Raw genomic sequence first — 20,885 nt, forward strand, 5'->3', positions numbered from 1 at the left:
CCGCGCGCCGCGCGCACGAGGCAAACCCGGCCTGCCAACGCACTGCGCAATGACTCAACCGCGGCTGCCTTTGCCGCAATGCATCACAACCGCTGTCGTGGCTGAAACATGCAACACGGACAAAGGCGCTGACATAGTTGTAATTGTATTGTATAGACCGGTTTTCCCACCAAACCCGGAGGTTCCTGAATGAAGCGCCTACTGCTGGCCTGCCTCATGGCCGTCGCGCTGGTGCCCGGCATGGCCCGCGCGGAGGTCATCGTCTCCGCCATCGTCAGCGTGCTCGTGGACGGAGGTAACAACTACAACTGGGAGAAGGTGGAGCTTCCCGGGACGAAGTGTGGCAACGGCACGCAATACAAGTTCTATGTGCGCCGCACCAGCTCGCCCAACCTGCTGATGCTGCTCGAGGGCGGCGGCGCGTGCTGGGACTACGACACCTGTAGCGGGCGCGCGGGCATCCTCGGCGCGGCCAACCCCAACGGCATCAGCGACGACTACATCACCCAGTTCACCGCGAAGTACGTGTCGCCCATCGTCAACGGCGCGGACCCGGGCCTGCCGCTGCGCAGCCGCACGGACCTGGTCACCAAGGACTGGAACATCGTCTACATGCCGTACTGCACGGGTGACGTGCACATCGGCAACAACGTGAAGACGTACACGGACCCGACGGGGGCGAACCCGCCGCTCACCTGGTACCACTACGGCTACACCAACACGACGGCGGTGGCGAACTGGGCGAAGACCCAGTTCCCCAGCGTGCAGAAGTTCCTGATGACGGGCTACAGCGCGGGCGGCACGGCGACGTCGGCCGGCTACTACTTCGTGCGCAAGGCCATCAACCCGGCGCGCGGCTACCTGCTCAACGACTCCGGCCCCATCTTCCCCGCGCCGAACGCCTCGTCCCGCTCGCGCCCGCTGCACGACAAGATTCGCTCGTCGTGGAACCTGGACTCGGTGTTCGGCCTGCTGCCGGCCACGTTCAACATCAATGACTTCGGCAGCATCAACAAGATGGTGGCGACGGAGTTCCCCAACGACCAACTCGCGTACACGGGCTACACGCGGGACTACAACTACTCGCGCTTCTCCTATGAGCGCTTCATGACGCCCAACGACGAGGAGTCCGTCCACGGCTACTGGAAGGAGGACCAGGACAAGCTGGTGCAGCAGCTGAACCTCTACAACAACTTCAGCTACTTCATCCCCTACCACCGCGCCATCAACGCCAGCCACTGCAGCACCATCATCACCTTCATGGGCGCGCACGCCTGCCAGCAGATGGAGAAGAAGCGGTACTGGTACGAGTACCTCGAGTTCCCCCAGAGCCAGACGTACAAGTGCTACAGCGAGATGGTCGGCATGGACAAGTTCCTCACGCGGTGGATCAACGACAACCAGCGCGTCCGCATCTACGAGCCGGCCAACAACTACAACAACGAGGACCCCGGCATGCAGATTGTCGCGCCGCTCATCAACGGCGCCCTCGGCGGGTAGTCCCCGTCACGTCGTCTGACGTGGCTTGAAGACAGGAGCGGGACGTCCGGAAGCATCGGACGTCCCGCTTCGCCGTTCCAGGCCCCTGCTTCCTTCCGGAAGTCCGCTCCAAAAACGCCGAGGCCCCGAAAGAAGGAGCTGACTCCTTCCGCCGGGGCCTCGATGCGTCAGGGGCTGTGGATGCGGCTCAGGTCAGGCCGGACAGCGGACCGGTGTAGTCCGGGTGGCCGAACGTATTCACATTCACGCCGAAGGCCTGGGCAATGGAGACGAGCAGCTTGTTGTGCGCCACCGCGCCCGGCAGCGGCGTGCCGGGGCCGGCCCAGCCGGACAGCGGGTTGGAGCCCGCCGGACGCGCGTGGATGAAGCGGCCCATGCGGAAGCGGCCACCCGCGCCGCCCGCCAGCACCGTGGGCACGCGCACGTTCATGTGGCCCGACGCGTCGCCCAGCTCGTTGCCCCAGAGGATGAGCGTGTTGTCCAGGGCGGTGCCGCTGCCCTCCGGAATGGAGGCCAGCTGCGTCATGAGGTACGCCACCTGCTGCGCGTACCAGCGCTGCACCGTCACCATCTTGGTGCGGATGTCCGTGCGCAGCGGCTCGGTGGTGACGTCCAGGCGGTGCGCCAGGTCGTTGTGCACGTCCTCATTGATGCCAATCCACGGCATGCTCGGCGCGGAGATGGTCATGGTCACCACGCGCGTCAAATCACACGCGAAGGCGCGGGTAATCATGTCCATGTGCAGCTTCGTCAGCTCGGGCAGCCGGTTGAGGTTGCCCAGCTCTCCCAGGCCGTAGGCCGGGGGAATCACACCGCCCACACCGGTGCACGCCTCGGAAGTGGGCACGGGCGTGGGCGAGGGGCCCGTCGGAGTGCCGAGCGAGCCAATGCGCCGCTCGATGTCCGCGAGCGCCTCCAGGTGCGACTCCAGCTTCTGGCGCTCGTCGCCCGCGAGCTTGTCGCGCAGGCGCGCGGCGTCCTTGGAGAGGAAGGTCAGCAGGCTGCGGCGGCGGGCCAGCATCTTCTCGGCGTCCACCGGGTCCGCGGCGGGCGGGGGCGCGTTGCCGAAGAGGCGCTGGTAGACGGCGGCCGGGTCTCGCTCGAAGGGCACGCGCGAGCCGTTCGCCGTGAAGCTGATGCTGTTGTAGACGTGCTGGCCGCCGAACTGCTCCCACGCGTTGAGCTGGAGGGAGCGGAACTTGGTGGCGCCGCCGATGGTGTTGCCCAGCACCTGGTCCAGCGAGGCGCTCTCCGGCAGGTCGTCACCGCTGGCGGTGTTGACCTTGCTGCCGGTGAGGAAGGTGACGGGCGCGCCCTCGTGGCCCGTCAGGCCGTGCTCGTACAGCACGCGGTAGTCCAGGCCGTCCACCACCAGCAGCTTGGACTTGTGCGGCTCGAGCGGCTGCAGCATGGAGTTGGCGAAGTCGAGCGAGAAGTCCGACTCGCCGCCCTGCGGGTTCCAGAACTCCGGGAGGCACCCGTGGGGCGTGAAGAGGGCCACGAAGCGCAGCGGGGGCGCCGTGGTCTGGGCATGCGCGTCGGACGTGCCGAGGAGGTTGGCCAGCGGGAGCGCCGCGGCCGAGCCGCCCAGCAGCTTGAGCAGGTTGCGTCGGGAGAGTTGGCGGAGCATGGGGCGACTCACGGAGAAAGGGTGCGCCGGTGGACGAAGTAGGGGGAGCGGACCAGGGCGACGAACGCGTCCCCGAGCTGGAGGCGCGGGTTGGCCTTGAAGGTCGCCCGCATGTCGGCGAGGACCTGCTCGTCGAAGGTGTCCTCGTCACGGCCCATGGCGTAGCGGAAGATCTGCAGCGGCACGCAGTTGGCCACGTCCTCGCTGGTGGAGAGGAAGCGCGCCAGCTCGGCGCCGCCGGTGAAGTTGAAGGTGCCGTTGGAGTGCTCCAGCGCACCGCTGGCGTCCACCTTGATGCCGTTCTCCAGGGTGCGGGACTTGCCCAGGCCGTCGAAGTTCTCGAAGCCGAAGCCGATGGGGTCCAGGTTCCGGTGGCAGCCGGCGCAGGTGGGGTTGCTGGTGTGCGCGGCGAAGCGGGCGCGCGTGGTGGAGTCCGCGGCGGGCGCGGGAGGGATGATGACGATGGAGGCCGGCGGCGGCGGCACCGTGCGGCACATCAGGCGCGTGAGGACGAACTTGCCGCGGCGGATGGGCGAGCTGGAGTCGAACAGCGCGTAGGTGGCCAGCACGCTGGCCTCGGTGAGGATGCCCGCGCGGTCGGCCGGCAGCGGCACCCTGCCGATGACGCCGTTGGGCGTGCTGGTGGTGCCGTAGAACGCGGACATGCGGCCGTCTGCGAAGGTGTAGTTCGCGCCGAGCAGCTCCTGCACGGAGCCGCCCTCGTTGGCAATCACATGGTCGATGAAGGCGCGCGTCTCGGCCTGGCTGGAGTCCTTGAACGCCGCGCTGAAGTTGGGGAACACCTGGTTGTTCTTGTTGAGGTTGGCCAGGCCGGTGATGCCCAGCCACTCGCGGATGAAGTGGGCGAGGCGCTTCTGCGCGGCCGGGGTGGCGAGCAGCCGGCGCGCCTGCGCCTCACGCTGCTCCGGCGTCTTGAGCTCGTTGGCCTCCGCCGCGGCGAGCAGCTCCGCGTCCGGCGGGGCGGCGGTGATGGCGTAGGAGATGGCCGAGGCCACCTCGTGCGGCGTCAGCCGCACCACCTGGTTGGCGGCCTCACCCGGCGCGCCCAATTCCGTGCGGTACAGGAACGAGGCGGAGGAGAAGAGGCCCTGCAGGAAGATGCGGTGCGCGGTCTGCGGGTCCGCCGTCTTGCGCGCCTCCCGCCAGAAGTCGAGCAGCGCGCCCCTGTCCTCGTCCGTCAGGGGACGGCGGAAGGCCTTGCTGGCCACGCCGAAGAGGATGTCCGTCGTGCACTTCTCCTCGTTCGCGTCCACCGGGCACTGCTCGTGAATCCTGAGCTGGCTCTTGGCGAACTGGGCCGCGTTCGCCGCGGCGTTGTCCACCTGGTCCGCCAGCAGCGACGTCACCTGGAGCCGGTCGTGCGTGCTGAAGCCGAGGATGGTGTCCTCGGGAGCGAAGGTGCCGCTCAATGAGGGCATCCCCGGCACGACGGCGGCGAGGCTGTTGTCGAACTCCACGCGCGTCAGGCGCCTCACACGGGCCGAGGACGCCTCCGAGACTTCGGGAGGCTCCTTCTCGGCCCCAGGCTTTTCGCTGGTGCAGGAGGCGGCCGCTAGCAGCAGCGCCGCGGGAACGCAGAAACGAATGATTCGCATACGAAAGGCACCCTCGGACCAGCGACTCCCAGAAAAACCCCCTCTGGAGCGCTGGAGCGTCGACAACTCTAACCGTTCACCCCGTCGCGGCTGCTGGGGATTTCGTCCCCGCGGGTGCAGGCCTCGCGCGTTGCAGCTCCACTGACGCATTTCGCTACTGCTGCTGAGAAGGTGGTGACCCTGTTCCTGGAGTCCAAGACTTACGGGCTTTACACCTGCCACAGCTGCCCACTTGCACCTTCGTTGCGAAAGGAGGTGAGACACCCGCACACGGCCACGACGCGCGCGAAGGTACCATCCGGTGACGCGCCTCCGGATTCACGCGGCGTCGGGCTGATGCGCACGATTCGTGGTGGCGCGGGCCCCCAGCTCGTGGGGCGGCCAGGCGGGCGCGGAGGGCGGAGCGCGGTCCCCGGCTCAGCGCGAACGGGGGCGGTGCTCGACGCCGCCGGGGCCGGCTATCACGAGGTCCGTGGTGAGTCCGAGGAACAGGCCATGGCCCACCACGCCCGCGCGCGAGCCGAGGCGCGCGGCCAGCTCCTGCGGCGGGTCGATGGGGCCGAAGTCGCAGTCGAGGACGTAGTTGCCCTGGTCGGTGAGGACGTGCTCACCGCGCTCGTCGCGGCGCACGTTGACGGTGGCGCCGAGCGACTCCAGGAAGAGCGCCTGCGAGCGCCAGCCGAAGGGCAACACCTCCACCGGCAGGGGCCAGCGGGTGCCGAGCCTCGGCGACAGCTTGCCCGCGTCCACCACGATGACGAGGCGCCGGCTGGCCTGCGCGACAATCTTCTCGCGCAGCAGCGCGCCGCCTCCGCCCTTGATGAGGGACAGGTCCGGGGCCACCTCGTCGGCCCCGTCGATGGTGACGTCCACCACCGGGTCCTCCTCCAGCGTGGTGAGGGGCACGCCCAGCCCGCGCGCCAGCGACTCGGTCTCGCGCGACGTGGGCACGCCGCGCACGTCCACGAGCTGTCCCTTCGCGCGCAGCTCCGCCAGCCGCTGCACGGCGAACGCGGCGGTGCTGCCGGTGCCCAGGCCCACCACCATGCCCGAGCGGAAGAACCCATCCACCGCCCACGTGGCGGCCTCGCGCTTGAAGCGGGCGGTGTCGTCGGCCTCGGATTGGCTGCTCATGCCACACACGCTACACCCCAAACGCGACAATGAGGCGCCATGTCAGGGATTGGGGCGTGGGACGCTCGACATTCCCGTTGCGGCCCTGGAGCGCTCGGAAACCGACGGAAGGCCGGGAGCGCGACTCGAGGTCCGCGAGGGAGGCGACACGGAAGGCGCGAAGACCTTCCGTGTCACGCCAGGGCCGCGCGCGTGAAGGGGCGCGGCCCCGGTCCAGCCAGGAGCTACAGGGTGAAGGTGCCGCGCACGCCGAGGACGATGAGGCCGTAGGGGCCGTCATCCACGGGGCCGAGGTCGCTCGTGGTGGAGGTGCCACCGAGCTCCGTGGGCAGCGTCACCGTGGTGGTACCGGCGCGCACGGTGTAGCGGGCGTAGGTGCCGTTCAGGTAGGGGCCGAAGGCGAGGTTCTCACCGAAGTTCCACTTGCCGCCCACGGTGAGGTTGATGAACTCGGGGCCGCGCAGCTTGCTGTCGATGGCAATCTTGCCGTTGAAGGTGCCCGCCGGCGTCGCGATGGGCAGGGGGCCCTCGATGGTGGTGTCCAGCAGCACGATGCCGAAGCCCAGACCCACCCAGGGGTCGAACGAGGCCTTGGGCGAGAAGTGGTACTGCACCTGGGGCCCAAGGCGGATCTGGTTGGTGGAGCAGTCGTACCCATCCGGGCAGGAGTACGGGTTGTGCTTCACGAGAATCTTCGAATACTGGCCGAAGAGACCCAGGAACCACCGGTCATTGACGCGGTAGCCCAGGTCCGCCGCGAGGACGATGCCGCCGTTGGCGGTGTCGCTGAGCTTCACGTCACCCACCGTCCCGTCGAGCCGCAGGCCGTTCTTGTAGACGTAGCCCGCTCCCGCCTGGAAGCCCACGGCCAAGGAAACCTCCAGCCCGCTCTTCTCATCGGTGGAGGCCGGAACCGTCGTCGCCGCAGCCTCGCTCTCCTGCGCCATGACCGCGGAGGAAGCCAGCGCGCTCACCAATGCAACGGCCCGAAACAGCCTTCCCGTCATATGTCCCCTCCCAACAAGTGAGCTTTCACTTTATGACAACCCGCACCAACGAAGTAAGGCGCACTGCGTCGATACATGAGTGGTCATTCTGGACCTGGGGGTAACTGAGTTGCGTCGGGTGTCTGGGATTTCCGCCCGCATGCGGGGTATTCGGCCCTTAATGGAAATTTGACAAACTCCTGCCCCTGGTTGTCAGGGGCGCAGACAATGTCCGCATGAACGTCACCCTCGAGCAGGCCCGCGCGCTGGACGCCCTCGCCCGCCACGGCACCTTCGCCGCCGCGGCCACGGCCCTGCACAAGGGACACACCGCGGTGCTGTACGCGCTGCGCACGCTGGAAGAACAGACGGAGCTGACGCTGCTCGACAGGCGCGGTTACCGCACGCGGCTGACGCCCGCCGGAGAGCGGGTGCTGGAGCACTGCCGGAAGCTGCTGGCGGTGGAGCGCGAGTTGGAGGCCGCGTGCGCGGAGATTCGCGCGGGGTGGGAGCCATCGCTGCGCATCGTGTTCGACGGCATCTTCCCCGCCGAGCCCCTGCTGCGGGTGGTGAAGGAGCTGCGCGCGGAAGGGGCCAGCACGCGCTTCCACGTGTCCGCGGAGTTCCTCGCGGGCGTGGAGGCTGCCTTCGTACGTGAGGAGGCGGACCTGATGGTGTCCGTGCTGCCGCCCACGCTGCCGGGCCTGCGCACCTACCGGTTGCCGGAGTTGAAGGCGGTGTTGGTGGCGCACAAGAGCCACCCGTTGGCGAAGAAGCGCGGGACGCTGAAGGACGAGGAACTGGCGGAGCACCTGCTGCTCACCGTGCGCGGCTCGGACCCGCGGCTGCAGCTCAGCACCGGCGTGCTGGAGACGCGCTCCACGGTGCACCTCAACGACTTCGCCGCGAAGAAGGCCGCCATCCTCGAGGGGCTGGGCTATGGCTGGCTGCCGGAGCACCTGGCCGCACGCGAGCTGCGCCGGGGCGAGTTGAAGGCGCTGAAGCTCGCCCGGGGCGGCGCCACGCACGTGTTCCATCCGCAGCTCTACCACCGCGCCGGCGTGAAGCCGGGCCGCGCGGGCCGGCGCGTGGTGCAGTTCCTCACCGGCGCGGAAGCGGAGCCGTGAGGCCGGGCGCTACTGCGCGGTGGTGCCGCAGTCGCCCGTGATGTTCGCGGCGGGCTGCCCGTTCAGCGTGTTGCCCGTGAAGACGTTGTTGGCGGTCACCACCACATCCGCGGTGCCGGAGCCCCGGTTGCAGACGATGGTGCCGCCCGCGCCGCCCCGGTTGCTCACGAAGCGGTTGCCCCGGAAGGTGACGGCCCGCGTGCCCAGGTGCTCCAGGTAGACGGCCGCCCCGGGGCCCTGCGCCACGAAGTTGCTCTCGAAGAGGTTGTTCTCCAGCAAGTCATTGTCGGGCTGGAAGTAGTGCATGGCGCCGCCGCCGCCCAGGTCGACGATGTTCTGCGGGTTGGGATAGGTGAGGAGGGGCCGGGGCTCCAGCGCCGTGGTGAGGTAGCCCCGGTACGCCTCCACGCCGTTGTCGCGGAACGTGTTGCCCCGCACCACCGAGTTGCGGCCGTGGGTGATGCACACCGCCCCGCCTCCGGACATGGCATAGGTGCCGGCCTGCGCGAAGCGGTCTACATCGAAGACGCGGTTGTTCTCGAAGAGGGTGTCTTCGATTCGCGAGCCGTCGGTGTACATGAGGTCCAGCGCGGCGCAGTGCGCGGAGACCATGTTGTCTCGGAACACCGAGTGGAGAATCGTCACCGGCCCCGGGTAGTAGGCCCACAGCGCGCCGCGCGTCCAGTCGCGGTCGCCGTTGTACTGATTCTTCCGCACCTTCTCGAAGACCATGTACTCGAAGCTGGGGTGGCCATCGCCCACGGAGCTCTGCCCGTAGAAGTTGACGCCCCACCAGCCGTACGGGTTGGTGGACGTGAGCAGCACCGGCTTCTGCGCGGTGCCCTGCACGCGGATGGCGCCGTAGACGCGCACCTCCACCCTGCCCTTCTGGTGGTTCATCACGCTGTCCGGCGCGCTGGCGTCCACGTCCGCCTCCGTCACCTCCGGGCGGCCGCGGAAGTCGAGGATGACGCCCGGCTCCACCGTGAGCACCTGCCCCTTCGGGATGGTGACGACGCCATTCGCGTCACCGACGACGCGGTACGGAGAGCCCGCCTCCGTGAGCCGGCCCGACAACGTGCCGGTGACGACGGTGCCGCCATCCGCCGGCACGGGGATGACGGGCCCCGCGTCGGAGCCTCCGTCCGTGCCTCCGCCTGTCCCCGCGTCGGTGCCTCCGCCCGTCCCCGCGTCCGTGCCTCCGCCCGTGGTGCCTGCGTCGCTCCCTGAAGTGCCCGCGTCCTCGGTCCCCGAGTCGGAACCTCCGTCCTGAGTGCCCGCGTCCTCCTCCTGCGCGGCGGTGGGCGGCTTCGGCTCCGGGCTGGACGAACAGGCGGCGACGAGCAACCCCAGCGCGAGGAACGGGACGCACGGCTTCCAGCGGAGCGGGACGGAGGTATTCATGTCCTGCCGCGCTAACACGCGTCCCCGGTACCCGCCACCCCCTCCGGGGTCGGCAACCGTGAGGATTCCGTCACGCGCTCAGGAGACAAAGTCATGCCACGAGCGCCTGGGCCCGGAGCACCCGCCTTGTTAGAAGCGCCCCATGCCGAACGATGTCCTCATCCTGACGTACTCCGGCTGTGACACCTGCCGGAAGGCACTGAAGTGGTTGGACGCGAAGGGTGTCACGTACCAGGTGCGCCCCATCGTCGACACGCCGCCCACCGTGGCCGAGCTGGGCCAGTGGATTCCCCGCAGCGGCGTGTCCGTCCGCAAGTGGCTCAACACCAGCGGCCAGAGCTACCGCGCGCTCGGGAAGGCGAAGGTGGATGCCGCGACTGATTCGGACCTTGTGTCCTGGCTGGCCGCTGACGGAAAACTCGTCAAACGTCCGGTGCTCGTCACTGGAAGCACCGTCCTCGTCGGCTTCCAGCCGGACGCGTACGAGAAGGTCTTCAGCGCGGCCCGCTGAGGGCATGCCCCGGAAGCAGGCGGTGGAGCAGGCGCTCGGCGTGCCGTCCCTCGCAGGTTGGGACCTGGAGTGAAGACTCCTTTCCTACCATGGAGCCCGGCGCCCGACGTCCCCTCGGAGAAATCCTCCTGGAACTGGGAGTGGTCAACCGCGCCCAGCTCCGCGTGGGACTGGTCCACCACTTCGAGACACAGGTGCCCCTCGGCCGGGCGCTGGTGCGCGAGGGCGTCTGCTCCGAGGCCGACGTGCTCCGCGGCCTCGCCGCCCAGCTCGGCGTGGAGGCCGTGGACCTGGAGCACGTGATTCCCGAGCGCGCCGCGCTCTCGCTCATCCCCGCCCGGATTGCCCGCCAGTACCGCGTCGTCCCCTTGCGCGTGGAAATGGTGCCGCTGGAGCAGGGCGAGCGCGAGGTGCTCCACATCGCCCTGCCCGCTCCGGTGTCGCTCGAGGCGGTGGACGCCGTGCGCGCCGTGTCCGGCAAGCCGCGCGTGGAGGCGCATGTGGCCTCGGACTCCGCGCTGACGCGCGCGCTGGCCGACCTCTACGGCATCGAAGAGCCCGCGGAGCCCCCCACCGCTCCCGCGCCTTCGCCCGGCGGCCCGCTGCTGCTCTACGGGTGGCCGCCCGTCACCGCCGTGCTCATCTCCCGGCAGCTCGCGCGGCACGGCATCACCGCGAAGGTGGCCTCGCCGCTGGAGGTGCTGCACACCACCGCGAACGACATCGTCCTCGCGCCCATCCAGGCCATGGAGGGACTGCTGGCCGGTGAGGTGCACATCGCCGGCTCGCTCATCGTCCACGGCACCTCGGACGACGAGGGCTTCGAGCGGGCCCGGAAGCTCGGGGCGCGCGGCTACCTGGCCAACCCGCGCGACGAACAACTCCTCCTGCGCGCCATCCGCCGGCTGCGTCCCGAGGGCGGAACGTCCGACCTTCCCGGCGGGCCGGACTCCGCGCCGCAGTCCCACTGACGCGTCGAGGGCATCACCCCGAGGAGAGCCCCAGGAGGCCCAGCACCTCGGGGTACACCTTGTTGGCGAAGTACCGCCCTCCGGCCACGGTGAAGTGGACGCCGTCCTCCATGCGCAGGCGCATCGGCTTGCGGAAGCCCTCGACGCGGGCCTGCACGAGCGCGTGTCCCTTCGCGTCGGTGAAGAACGGACGCGTCTCCAGGTGCAGCGCATCCCGGTGCGCGGAGACGACCTCGCGCTGGAGGCCGCGGATGACCTCCAGCTTCTGCTCGAAGCGCTTGCGCCCGGTGGCGGGCAGCTCCAACCAGACAATCTTCCGGCCCGGCGCGGAGAGGACGTTCACGAAGTCCTCCAGGCGCTTGCGGTAGGCCTCCTGCCACTCGGGACGACCCCAGTGGATGGCCTTGCCACCCTTCGCTTCCTTGAGGGACTGGCCGTCATTGCCGCCAAGAATGACCACCACCACGTCCGGCTGGTGACGCGCCACCTCCTCCTGCCCCACCACCATCCAGTCGAAGAAGTCCGGGCGGGCCAGCCCCGTGGAGGACTTCGCGCGCCGGGCGGTGCGGATGTGCGGGTGAGACTCCAGCCGCGCCTGCAGGTACTCGCCGAAGCCAGTGGCGATGAGGCTGTCGCCCAGGAGCAGCACGGTGTGCTTGCGCTCCGCCGCGGGAGGCGACGGGCTCACGGCGGGCGGTGGGGCCGGCAGCACGGGCGCGGCGCTCAGCGCTTCCGTCGGAGCGCCGGCATCCGGCCCTGAAGCGGCGAGCACGGGAGCGGAGATGAAGAGGGGGACGAAGGTGAGCGCGCGAGCGAGACGGTTCCGCATTGGCGGCCGAACGCTACCGGCCGGACGCGGTCAGGTACATCCCCCCGAGGTGCCACCCACCTGTTCGTGGCCCGGCTGGCACACGGAGGGTGGCTTGACTCAAGCGGCGTCGCCGGCCACGCGCGGCCACTCGGGCGCGGTGACGGGCTGAGCGGGCGTCAGCGCCTCCAGCCAGGGGCGCAACAGGCGCGCGCAATCCTCCGGGTGGCTGAAGTACGGCACATGGCCCGCGCCCCGCAGCAGGTGGCGGGGCGTGCCCGAAGGAAGTGACGCGGCGAGCCGTTCCATCGTGGACGGCGGCACCAGCACGTCGCGGTCCCCCTGGATGCACACGCAGGAGACGGGAAGCCTGCGCAGCTCCGGCGGAGGCGCCTCGTCGTGGATGGCGAGCGCGCGGTGCCACGTCGTGTCGCGCTCCAGCTTCGTGGTGGGCACCACCTCGGCCACCTCTTCGAGCGGCACCAGCTTCCACGCGGCGAGCCCCGCCGCGACGATTCCGGGCCGGCCCCACACGGCGATGGGCCCCATCATTCCGATGACACGCCCACGCACTCCGAGCTGCGAGGTGCGGGTGAAGGAGCCCAGGAAGGCCACGCCACGCGCCGCGCCCGCCGCCGCGAGGTGTGCAGCCACCATGCCTCCGAAGGAGCTGGCCACCACCGCGTCGAACGTCCCGGCGGCCCGCAGCACCTGCCGCGCCAGCGCGCCCGCGCCGAACGCCGCGTGCCGACCCTCCGGGTACTCCACCAGGATGGGGCGGGACATGGGAGCGAGCTGCCGGGCGAGCGCCCCGAAGCCGGAGCCCCGAGCCCCCAGGCCGGGCAGCAGGAGCACCCTCGGCCCCCTGCCCGTTCCCAACTCCGTGAGCTGCACCTCTCGACGCATGTCACTCCCTCGCGAACGCGGCCAGGAACACCGCGGGCGCGCCGGTTCTGCCCGGCCCATTCCGCAGCATGCACCGCGGACGGGCGGACGCAACCGTCCGCCGGCCTCAGGACCCGAGGGGTGGAAGGCCGGCCACCCGGTCCAGCCCGAGGAAGGCCCGGGTGCGCTCGTGCTGTGGACTGGCGAGCACTCGGGACGGCGGTCCCTCCTCGATGATGCGCCCACCGTGCAGCACCAGCATTCGCGAGGCCAGCTCGCGCGCGAAGCGCATCTCGTGTGTCACCGCCACCAGGGTGAGCCCATCCGTGCGCAGCCGCGCCAGCAGGTCCACCAATTCTCCGACGCGCTCCGGGTCCAGCGCGCTGGTGGGCTCGTCCAGGAGCAGCACCTCCGGCTCCATCGCCAGCGCGCGGGCAATGGCCACGCGCTGCTGCTCTCCGCCGGACAGCTCGGAGGGGTAGGCATGTTCGCGGTGGGACAGGCCCACCTTCGCGAGCAGCGCGCGGCCCTGCTCCGCGGCTTCCTTCTGTCCCAGCCCCCTCACGTGGACGGGCGCCTCCGTCACATTGCCGAGGGCGGTGCGGTGCGCGAAGAGGTGCCACTGCTGGAAGACAAAGCCCACGCGGCGGCGGATGCGCCACAGCCGCTCGCCCTGCGCGCGCGTGTCGCCCGGCTCCAGCACGTCGTCACCCACGCGCACGCTGCCGCCGTCGAAGGGCTCCAGTCCGTTGAGGCACCGCAGCAGCGTGCTCTTGCCGCCGCCCGAGGGGCCCACCAGCGCCACGACTTCTCCGGAGCCGAAGGCCGCGCTGATGCCGTCCAGCACGGTGCGGCCATCGTAGCGCTTGCAGAGGTCCTTCACTTCAATCATCCGCGCTCGAGCCTCGCTTCCAACCGCCGGGCCAGGCGGGACAGGGGGTAGCTCATCGCCAGGTACAGCAGCGCGCACAGCGCTCCCGGCAGCAACCAGCTTCGAACATCCACCGCCGTAATCGTCATCCGCTTCGTCAACTCCACCACGGAGATGACGGACACGAGCGAGCTGTCCTTGAGCAGCGCGATGAAGTCATTGGTGACGCCCGGCAACGCCACCCGGAAGGCCTGCGGCATCACCACGCGCCGCAGCGCCAGCCGCATGGGCATGCCCAACGACAGCGCTGCCTCGAGCTGCCCGCGAGGCACCGCCAGTACGCCCGCCCGGTACACCTCCGCCTCGTAGGCCGCGTAGTTCAGCCCCAGGCCGAGGATGGCGGCGGAGAGCGCGTCCAGCCGCAGCACGCCCGCGAGTCCGTAGTAGAGGACGTAGAGCTGCAACAGCACCGGCGTGCCCCGGAAGAGCTCCACGTACGTGGTGGCCAGCCGCCCTGCCCACGCGGGCCCGTACAGCCGCACCAGGGCCAGCGCCACGCCCAGCGGAATCGCGAGCGCCATGGCGCCCACGGACACCAGCAGCGTGACGACGGACGCCTGGAGGAACAACACGAGCTGTCCCCACCCCATGCGCGCGGTGCGCGTGTCGGAGACGACCTCGCGCGTCTGCGCGTCCGTCCAGTCCACCATGCGCTGCTGCGCCGCGCTGTCGATGCCCCAGCGCCGGAAGATGGTGCGCAGCTCTCCGGAGCGGGCGATGCGGACCAGGGCCTCGTCCAGGGCCGCGCGCAGGTCCTCCTCTCCGGGGCGCACCGCGATGGCGTAGTAGCCCTCGCCCACGTCTCCCACCACGCGCAGGCCGGGGCGCGGCTGGCCGTAGCGCTGGGCGATGATGTCGTCCATGAGCACGCCGTCCACCCGCCCCTGCTCCAGGTCGATGTAGGGCTCCTCCACGCCCTCGTACGGCACCGCCTGCGCGCCGCTGCGCAGGAGCAGCTCCCACGCCTGCGAGTTGGCCAGCGTGCCCACGCGCCGGCCGCGCAGCGAGTCGAGCCGGGTGACGCTCGCGTCGTCCTTGCGCGCGAGGAGGCGGAGGTTGAAGACGTAGTAGGGCCGCGTGAAGAGGACGCGGCCGGCGCGGGCGGGGGTGATTTCGATGCCGTTGAGCGCGACGTCGAAGGAGCCGCGCTCCAGCGAGGGGATGAGGCTGGACCAGTCGTTCTGGACGAACTGCGCGCGGACGCCCAACTCGCGCGCGAGGGCATCCGCCAGCTCCACCTCGAAGCCGCGCATGTGGCCGGGTTGGTCCGGGTCCTCCATGGCGTAGGGCTCTCCACCCTGCGCGTCCGCACCCCAGCGCAGCACGCCCGCGCTCCGGACGCGCTCCAGCCCGCGAGCCTCCTTCCCTCCGCATGACGTCAGGGTGAGCGCCAGCAGCGCCACCACGCAGGTCCAGAGGGAAACGGGCCTTCGCGCCCGGGGCAGGGTCTCTCTCATGTCGGTGCCGGGACCCGACATAGGCGAAGTGCCGCCCGGCTTCCAGCGCCCTCCTCCCTGGCACGTCGGACGCGAGGCTCAGCGCGGCGACGCGGAACCCAGACGCAGCCACTCCGCGCTGATGCGCAGCGCGCGGCACAGCGCGACGAGCGTCGGCACCGTGGGCAGCAGCTTCCCGCGCTCCATGCGCACGTAGGCCTCCGGTGGAAGGCACGCCGCCTCCGCCACCTGGACCTGCGTCAATCCCGCTCGCAGCCGCGCGCCGCGCAGCCCGTTGCCCACCTGAATCCCCACCGATTCATCCATGCACTCCTCCTAATCCTGGCCGCACTCTACCCTGGAGGTCTCATCCGCGACGAACACCCCGTGCGGTCATCAGGGGCGCCGTTTCCCCTCCGGGGGTGAAGCTCCATTCATCTCCGGGTCCATGCTCGCCCGCCTGCATGGCCGGGGTGCTGCCTGCCCGCTTCCCGGCAAGGCTGGAGGCGCGAGCAGAATCCCACCCTGTCGCAGGTGCGAGCCTGACCCAGCGATGCCATCACGGACCCAAGGCATTTCGCGCGGGGCTTCGTTACAGTGCCCGCCAGAGGAGCCGACGCTGTCATGGAAGCATTCAAGCTGCTGGTGGTGGACGACGAACCGCAGGTTGCGCATGCGCTGCGGCGGCTGTTCCGGAGAGAAGGCTTCGATGTCCAGGTCGCCTTCAGCGGGAACGAGGCCCTGGAGCGACTCAAGGAGTTCATCCCTGACGTCGTCCTGACGGACTTCCGCATGCCGGGGATGACCGGCAGTGAATTCCTCCAGCGCGTCAAGCGCAGCCACCCGCTGGCGCTGCGGCTCATCATCTCCGGCTACGCGGACTTCAAGTCGGTGGTGGCCTCGGTGAATGACGGCGAAATCTGCCGCTTCATCAGCAAGCCGTGGGACGACGCGGAGCTGGTGACGTACCTCAAGTCCCTGCTCAGCCAGCGCGAGACGATGGCGCAGCTCTACGCGCCCTTCCGCGCGGCCCAGCCCGGCGTGAGCGCGGAGGTGGGCCTGTCCGACGCCTCCATGGTGCTGAAGGTGCAGATGCAGGACCCGGCCTTCCCGGCGGAGCAGGCCCTCTCCATCATCGAGCGCTTCGCCGGTGTGCTGGCGGAGGACAGCCTGAAGATGGTGGGCGGCCTGCTGGAGCGCTACGGCGGACGGCTGTCCTTCGTCGCCGAGGTGGGCGGAACGCAGCGGCTGCGGCTGGAGCTTCCGGTGCGCGCGGAGGAGGCGCAGCCCTCGGAGCGGCCCGGCGTGGGCAACGCATGACGCAGCGGCAGGCCGCGAGCCCCGTCGTCGACCCCGAGGCCGATGCGAAGTGGGTGAACGCCCGCCTCAAGCACGTCACCCTGGCGGCCTGCATCCTCATCCACGTGCTGCTCGTCCACGCCCTCTGGGGCCAGTGGAAGCGCATCGCTGTGGTGACGGCGGTGTTCGCGTTCGTGACGGGCACCAACATGGTGCTGGCGACGCGCTTCTTCTCCCAGGACACGCGGACCGCGGAGTCCGTGCGCTTCTTCCTCAACATGGGGGCCAACATCGTCTACGGCCTCTGCAGCGACTGGGCGCTGCCCGTCTGGCTGTACCTGCCCCTCAACGCCCTGTGGGTGGACCGCTTCGTGGACCCGCGCGCGCTGCCGCGCCTGGGGTGGATGCTGGCGCTGGTGGCGGGAGTGGCCCTCGTGGACGGCTGCCCGCCGCTGGTGCCCGCGTGCTTCGTGCTCGTGTCGCTGCTCGTCTATTTCATCTCCGAGGGGCGTGTCTTCCTCACGCACCAGGCGATGCGCAGCCTCGCACTGCAGCACGAGGAGCTGGCACAGGCGCACCAGCAGCTCGACAGGGCGCACCAGCGGGCGCGGGAGCAGGAGCGGCTGTCCAGCCTGGGCATGCTGGCAGCGGGCGTGGCCCACGAAATCAACAACCCGATGAGCTACGTGAAGAGCAACGTCAACTCGCTCCTGTTGGACTTGCGAGCGTGCCGGCAGTTGCCTCCGGAGCTCCACGAGTACGTGGATGACGTGCTGCCCGCCACGCTGGATGGCATCCGCCGGGTGACGGCCATCGTCGCGGACCTGCGCCGCTTCGCGCGCGGGGACCCGGAGGCCATGGTGGAGTACGACCTCAACCAGGAGGTCGCCGTCGCGCTGCGCATCGTCCGGGGACAGCTCGGCCCGCAGTGCGACGTGGACGTGGAGCTGAAGGAACTGCCGCACCTCTTCGGCCACCCGGGGCAGATTGCCCAGGTGGTCATCAACCTCCTGATGAACGCGGCCCAGGCCATGCCGGACGGCGGGCGCATCTTCCTGGCCACGCGGCTGAACGGCGAGGAGGCCGTGCTGGAGGTACGCGACACCGGCGTGGGCATGACGCCCGAGGTGCGCGCGAAGCTCTTCGAGCCCTTCTTCACCACCCGGTCCGCGGGCGAGGGCACCGGCATGGGCCTGGCCGTGGTGCACGGCATCGTCACCTCGCACCAGGGACGCATCCACGTGGACACCGCCCTCGGCCAGGGCAGCACCTTCACCATCCACCTGCCGCGGATTCCTCCGCTGGAGCTGGGACTCGCCCCGGAGCCCGACTTCGCGCGGTCGCGTACCGACACCGCCTGAGGCCGCATGGCGCTACGCTCGCGCGCCATGTCCACGCCCACGCCGCCCGCATTCTCCAGTCGCTTCGAGCCCCGGTACGTGGAGGACCCGTACCCGCTCTACGCCCGCCTGCGCCAGGAGGCGCCCGTCCAGTTCAGCAAGGAGCTCCACCTGTGGGTGGTGTCCCGCTACGAGGACGTGAAGACGGTGCTGCTCAACCCGGACGACTTCCTGTCCGCCAATGCCTTCCGCAACCCCGTGCCGCCCGCGCCCGAGGTGCTGGCCGCGCTGGCCGAGGGCTACCCGCAGGTGCCGGCGCTCGTGGACGACGACCCGCCCAACCACACGCGCATGCGCGTCATCGTCACCCGCGCCCTGGCGCCCCACCGCGTCTCCGCCATGGAGCCGCGCGTGCGCGCCATCGCCTCGGAGTTGGTGGACGCCTTCGTCCATGAAGGCCACGCGGACCTCGTCGAGCGGCTCGCCTTCCCCCTGCCCGCGCGGGTCATCGGGGCCATCCTCGGACTGCCGGACTCCGATTTGGAGCGGCTCAAGTCGTGGACCGAAGACTTGTCCACCCTGTCCGCGGGCAACGCGCCCGTGCCCCGGCAGGTGGAGTGCGCGAAGGGGCTGGTGGCCATCCAGAAGTACCTCGCGGGCCACATCGCGGAGCGGCGGCGCGCGCCGAAGGACGACCTCATCAGCGCCCTCATCGAAGCGCGCCACGAGGACACGCCCCCGCTGAGCGACGTGGAGCTCATCAGCCTCCTGTCCATGCTGCACTTCGCCGGACACGAGACGACGGCGAACCTCCTGGGCAACCTCCTCGTGATGCTCCTCCAAACGCCGGAGCGCCTGGAGGAGCTGCGCGGGGATTCGCGCCTCATCCCCGCCGCGATTGAGGAAACGCTTCGCTACGACGCTCCCGTGCAGGGGATGATGCGCACCACGCGGCGCGCGGTGACGTTGGGCGGAGTGGAAGTGCCCGAGGGCGCGCGGCTGCTCATCCTCTACGCCTCCGCCAACCGCGATGGCGCCGCCTTCCACGCGCCGGAGCGGGCGGACCCGCACCGCACGGACGTGGGCCGGCACCTGGGCTTCGGGCTGGGCATCCACTACTGCATCGGTGCCCCGCTGGCCCGCATGGAGGTGCGCATCGCCCTGGAATTGCTGCTGGCGCGGCTGCCCGGGCTGCGGCTCGCCCCCGGCAAGGCGGTGCAGTACGTGCCCAACTTCCTGCACCGGGGCCCGAGGCGGCTGCTCGTGGAGTGGGACCCGGCCTGAGGGCCGGGCCACGCGCTCAGCGCTTCAGCTCGGCGTCGATGACCTGGGTGAAGGCCTCCATCGGCTGCGCGCCCATGATGGCCTTGCCGTTGACGAAGAAGAAGGGCGTGCCGACGATGCCGCGCTTCTGCGCCTCCACCGTGTCCGCGTCGACGTAGTTGGCCCACGTGGAGCCGTCGAGCGCCTTCTTGAAGCGGGCGAGGTCCAGGCCGAGGGCCTTCGCGTAGCCCTCCAGCGACGCGCGGTCCAGCGAGCGCTGGTTGCCGAAGAGCACGTCGTGCATCTCCCAGAACTTGCCCTGCTCGCTCGCGGCCATGGAGGCGATGGCCGCGAGGCGCGCGTTGGAGTGCATGGGCAGCGGTTGGTGACGGAAGACGATGCGCACCTGGTCGCCGTACTTCGCGCGCAACCCGTCGACGATTTCGGAGCCCCTCTGGCAGAACGGGCACTGGAAGTCCGACCAGACCTCCACCGTCACGCGCGCATCGCGAGCACCGATGGACGGAGCATCCGCGCGGGGCGTGGCGGCGATGGGGTTGCCGCCATGGACCTGCGCGTGGTGCCCCTTGGGGCATTCCTTGCCACACTCGTGCTCTCCGGCGAACGCGGGGAGGGACAGCGCGAGCAGGGCACCTGCGGCCATGGCGGTGGAGACCATGAGCTTCATGGGAGAGACCTCTTTCGGTATGTGGGAATGGACGCCGGGACTCCCGCTGGGGGAGCCGGCGGCGCGGGGCCATCAAGCCCGCGCGCCACAGGAGTGACAGGAGCCGCGCGGGAGTTTCAGCGCGCCCGTGTTATCCCTTCCGGCGTCATGTCCACCACCGAGCGCCTCTACTACGCAGACCCCTTCCTCCACCGCTTCACCGCCCGCGTCGCCTCGCACGCGAGCTGGAACGGCGCGCTGTCGCTGGTGCTGGAGCGCACCGCCTTCTACCCGGAGGCCGGCGGGCAGATGGGCGACCGGGGCGTGCTCGGCGGCCTGCCCGTGCGCGACACGCAGGTGGATGACGCCGGCACCGTGCACCACCTGGTGGACGTCCCGGAGGGCACCGCGCTCCCCTCGCCCGGCACCGAGCTGACGGGCGTGGTGGACAAGGAGCGCCGCCGCGCGAACATGTCGCTGCACACCGGCCAGCACATGCTGTCCCGCGCGCTGGTGGACGTCATGAACGCCGCCACCGTCTCCTCCCGCCTGGGCGAGACGCTGTGCACCATCGACACGGACCAGGACACGCTGGACGAGCGCCAGGTGGCCGAGGCGGAGGCGCGCGTGAATGCCGTCATCGACGACGACATCCCCATCCGCGCCTTCTTCCCCACGCCGGAGGAGCTGGCCGCGCTGCCGCTGCGCCGCGCGCCCAAGGTGACGGACAACATCCGCGTCATCCAGATTGGCGACTTCGACGTGTCCCCGTGCGGCGGCACGCACTGCACGCGCACCGGGCAGGTGGGCATGGTGCGGGTGCTGGGCGTGGAGCGCTACAAGGGCAAGGGCCGCGTCCTCTTCTCCGCCGGCCCGCGTGCCCGGCGCGAGTTGTGGGAGGAGGCCGGAATCCTGCGCGCCATGGCCCGGTCCTTCACCTGCGGCGTGCCGGAGGTGCCCACGGCCGTGGACAAGCTGCGCCGCGAGCTGACCGAGGCCCGTGAGGCCCTGGGCGCCGCGCGCGCGAAGCTGGCGGAGCACGCCACGGTGGAGCTCGCCGCCGCGCTGGACGCTTCCGCGGACAAGCGCGTGGTGGCGGTGCTGGACGGCGCCGGGCCGGAGCAGCTTCGCGCAGTGGCCGCGCGCCTCACGTCCCGCCCGGAGGCGGTGGTGCTGCTCGCGGGCCGGCTACCGGAAGGCATGCCCGTCCTCATCGCCCGCGGGGCGGGTTCCACCTTTGGATGCGGCGCCTTCCTCAAGAAGGCCGCCGAGGCCGCCGGAGGCCGGGGCGGCGGACGCCCGGAGCACGCCGAGGGACGGCTTCCTCCGGGGACGGACTGGCCCGCCCTGGCGACCTCGCTCCTGGGCTGAACCCAC

The 20,885-nt window shown here is 70.2% G+C and carries 19 protein-coding genes; 8 read left to right on the plus strand and 11 right to left on the minus strand.

From position 1 onward, the window contains the following. Positions 1–189 precede the first annotated feature (189 nt). The gene (locus tag ACVTJA_RS38815; RefSeq protein WP_465827886.1) at positions 190–1,500 is read left to right on the plus strand and encodes a pectin acetylesterase-family hydrolase; all 1,311 of its coding nucleotides are present in this window, start codon (positions 190–192) and stop codon (positions 1,498–1,500) included. A 187-nt stretch (positions 1,501–1,687) separates the two neighbouring features. Here ACVTJA_RS38815 and ACVTJA_RS38820 read toward each other — a convergent pair whose 3' ends face one another. The 4 genes from ACVTJA_RS38820 to ACVTJA_RS38835 form a co-directional block, all read right to left on the minus strand. Then, positions 1,688–3,130, minus strand: coding sequence for a DUF1552 domain-containing protein (locus ACVTJA_RS38820; RefSeq protein WP_465827888.1), 1,443 nt, complete (start codon positions 3,128–3,130; stop codon positions 1,688–1,690). Positions 3,131–3,138: 8 nt separating this feature from the next. Beyond that, positions 3,139–4,746: a DUF1592 domain-containing protein gene (locus ACVTJA_RS38825; RefSeq protein WP_465827890.1), complete on the minus strand. Its 1,608-nt coding sequence runs from the start codon at positions 4,744–4,746 to the stop codon at positions 3,139–3,141. Between the two features lie 417 nt (positions 4,747–5,163). Continuing rightward, on the minus strand, positions 5,164–5,880 hold the full coding sequence (gene rpiA / locus ACVTJA_RS38830; RefSeq protein ID WP_465827892.1) for a ribose-5-phosphate isomerase RpiA: 717 nt from the start codon (positions 5,878–5,880) through the stop codon (positions 5,164–5,166). A 224-nt stretch (positions 5,881–6,104) separates the two neighbouring features. Further along, positions 6,105–6,887: an outer membrane beta-barrel protein gene (locus tag ACVTJA_RS38835; RefSeq protein WP_465827893.1), complete on the minus strand. Its 783-nt coding sequence runs from the start codon at positions 6,885–6,887 to the stop codon at positions 6,105–6,107. Positions 6,888–7,102: 215 nt separating this feature from the next. On the opposite strand from ACVTJA_RS38835, the gene ACVTJA_RS38840 reads away from it, so the two are divergent. After that, positions 7,103–7,993 carry a LysR family transcriptional regulator gene (locus ACVTJA_RS38840; protein ID WP_465827895.1) on the plus strand — a complete coding sequence of 297 codons (891 nt, stop codon included), beginning with the start codon at positions 7,103–7,105 and terminating at the stop codon, positions 7,991–7,993. 9 nt (positions 7,994–8,002) lie between these two features. Here the strand turns inward: ACVTJA_RS38840 and ACVTJA_RS38845 are convergent, their stop codons facing one another. Then, a complete protein-coding gene (locus ACVTJA_RS38845; protein ID WP_465827897.1) occupies positions 8,003–9,397 on the minus strand; it encodes a right-handed parallel beta-helix repeat-containing protein in 1,395 nt (464 codons plus the stop codon). A 142-nt stretch (positions 9,398–9,539) separates the two neighbouring features. Here ACVTJA_RS38845 and ACVTJA_RS38850 point away from each other — a divergent pair, with 142 nt between their 5' ends. Together ACVTJA_RS38850 and ACVTJA_RS38855 are read left to right on the plus strand one after the other, a co-directional pair. Next, positions 9,540–9,908: an arsenate reductase family protein gene (locus ACVTJA_RS38850; protein ID WP_465827898.1), complete on the plus strand. Its 369-nt coding sequence runs from the start codon at positions 9,540–9,542 to the stop codon at positions 9,906–9,908. 89 nt (positions 9,909–9,997) lie between these two features. Then, positions 9,998–10,879 carry a GspE/PulE/PilB domain-containing protein gene (locus tag ACVTJA_RS38855; RefSeq protein ID WP_465827900.1) on the plus strand — a complete coding sequence of 294 codons (882 nt, stop codon included), beginning with the start codon at positions 9,998–10,000 and terminating at the stop codon, positions 10,877–10,879. A 13-nt stretch (positions 10,880–10,892) separates the two neighbouring features. Here the strand turns inward: ACVTJA_RS38855 and ACVTJA_RS38860 are convergent, their stop codons facing one another. From ACVTJA_RS38860 to ACVTJA_RS38880, 5 genes are all read right to left on the minus strand, one after another. Next, on the minus strand, positions 10,893–11,708 hold the full coding sequence (locus tag ACVTJA_RS38860) for an SGNH/GDSL hydrolase family protein (RefSeq protein WP_465827902.1): 816 nt from the start codon (positions 11,706–11,708) through the stop codon (positions 10,893–10,895). Between the two features lie 99 nt (positions 11,709–11,807). After that, positions 11,808–12,593, minus strand: a complete 786-nt coding sequence (locus ACVTJA_RS38865) for an alpha/beta fold hydrolase (RefSeq protein ID WP_465827904.1) — start codon at positions 12,591–12,593, stop codon at positions 11,808–11,810. A gap of 106 nt (positions 12,594–12,699) precedes the next feature. Next, entirely contained in the window at positions 12,700–13,464 is a 765-nt protein-coding gene (locus ACVTJA_RS38870; RefSeq protein WP_465827905.1) for an amino acid ABC transporter ATP-binding protein, read from the minus strand. Next, complete coding sequence (locus ACVTJA_RS38875; protein ID WP_465827907.1) at positions 13,461–14,960, minus strand: ABC transporter substrate-binding protein/permease; 1,500 nt, start codon at positions 14,958–14,960, stop codon at positions 13,461–13,463. The genes ACVTJA_RS38870 and ACVTJA_RS38875 overlap by 4 nt, the downstream gene beginning before the upstream one ends. Before the next feature lie 78 nt (positions 14,961–15,038). Next, complete coding sequence (locus ACVTJA_RS38880) at positions 15,039–15,266, minus strand: helix-turn-helix transcriptional regulator (protein ID WP_465827908.1); 228 nt, start codon at positions 15,264–15,266, stop codon at positions 15,039–15,041. 297 nt (positions 15,267–15,563) lie between these two features. On the opposite strand from ACVTJA_RS38880, the gene ACVTJA_RS38885 reads away from it, so the two are divergent. Genes ACVTJA_RS38885 through ACVTJA_RS38895 form a run of 3 tightly spaced genes read left to right on the plus strand, consistent with a single transcriptional unit; the run spans position 15,564 to position 18,862 of the window. Continuing rightward, entirely contained in the window at positions 15,564–16,259 is a 696-nt protein-coding gene (locus tag ACVTJA_RS38885; RefSeq protein ID WP_465827910.1) for a response regulator, read from the plus strand. Further along, positions 16,256–17,599, plus strand: coding sequence for a sensor histidine kinase (locus ACVTJA_RS38890; RefSeq protein ID WP_465827912.1), 1,344 nt, complete (start codon positions 16,256–16,258; stop codon positions 17,597–17,599). Before ACVTJA_RS38885 ends, ACVTJA_RS38890 begins: the two co-directional genes overlap by 4 nt. Before the next feature lie 6 nt (positions 17,600–17,605). Beyond that, positions 17,606–18,862, plus strand: a complete 1,257-nt coding sequence (locus ACVTJA_RS38895) for a cytochrome P450 (RefSeq protein WP_465827914.1) — start codon at positions 17,606–17,608, stop codon at positions 18,860–18,862. 16 nt (positions 18,863–18,878) lie between these two features. Here ACVTJA_RS38895 and ACVTJA_RS38900 read toward each other — a convergent pair whose 3' ends face one another. Further along, on the minus strand, positions 18,879–19,529 hold the full coding sequence (locus ACVTJA_RS38900; protein WP_465827918.1) for a DsbA family protein: 651 nt from the start codon (positions 19,527–19,529) through the stop codon (positions 18,879–18,881). A 147-nt stretch (positions 19,530–19,676) separates the two neighbouring features. Here ACVTJA_RS38900 and ACVTJA_RS38905 point away from each other — a divergent pair, with 147 nt between their 5' ends. Next, entirely contained in the window at positions 19,677–20,879 is a 1,203-nt protein-coding gene (locus ACVTJA_RS38905; protein WP_465827920.1) for an alanyl-tRNA editing protein, read from the plus strand. The last annotated feature ends 6 nt before the right edge of the window (positions 20,880–20,885 follow it).

This window comes from Pyxidicoccus sp. M6, from assembly GCF_055568925.1.